This window comes from Psychrobacter sp. 1Y4, from assembly GCF_051847555.1.
Map to the genome: position 1 here is coordinate 1 of NZ_JBPYDE010000202.1, position 972 is coordinate 972.

Annotated in this window: 1 pseudogene; it reads left to right on the top strand. The window is 38.8% G+C overall.

Annotated elements, in window-relative coordinates:
- Positions 1-615 precede the first annotated feature (615 nt).
- Positions 616-972: pseudogene (locus ACS8FC_RS15245) on the top strand (AmpG family muropeptide MFS transporter); the annotation flags it as partial.

The window sequence follows — 972 nt, forward strand, 5'->3', positions numbered from 1 at the left end:
TTATCAATTGGGGCTTTGGTTGAGTCGGACATGGTAGAACTCCTAGGCTATGATAATAAAAAGAACGAGTAGTCAATCGAGATAATCACTGTTGATATAAAGAGCATAACGAAGCACTGTGTATTTATAAAACTAATATATAAGAATTATAAGTTTTAAATTATTAATCATTAAGTCTTGGTGTAGTACCTCATCCAGCTTGCTATTAACGCCATTGCTCTTGTTACTAGGTAGGACAGTAATAAGCCGATCAAGTTTGTATTGATCCTACCTCTATCTACATATTACCGATAAATGAAAGCGTTGTCAGACATCTTTGATGAGAGTAAGTAGTAAGAAAACTAAGGACTGATTTAACCATAGTGAAAGATTGCTATAATCTGCGTTACTATCGCGAAATATAAGCTGTTGTGAAAGTGCCAGAATCAATGAGTTAATGCAAAAACATCTAGTCAAGGTAGAGGTTCTCAAGTACCATAACTGAATTTTGTTGTAATGATCATATTGGTGCAACGTAGAGCAATTTTTATCGATCTTTTTATGGATAACTGATTCTAAAGATTGATAAAAATTGTGCGCAGTTGTGTTATTTGTCTCAATTGTTGGTGAGTTATTATGTCTGCTGTCAAATCTGTACCACCCAAACCTCCCATCGCCAAAAAATCATGGGGCGAGGCGGCGAAAGCCTATCTTGATCGGCGTGCTATGATCATGCTGTTTTTAGGTTTTGCAGCGGGTATTCCTATTTTGCTTATCTTCTCCAGTCTATCGTTATGGCTGCGTGAGGCGGGATTTGATCGCAGTGTGGTGACAACCTTTAGTTGGGCGGCATTGGGTTATTCGTTCAAGTTTATTTGGGCACCTCTAGTAGATGCAGTGCCGCTACCGATATTGACGAAATTGCTGGGTCGCCGTCGTAGCTGGATTTTGATCGCACAGCTTTTGATTATTTGGGCGATTTATATGATGGCC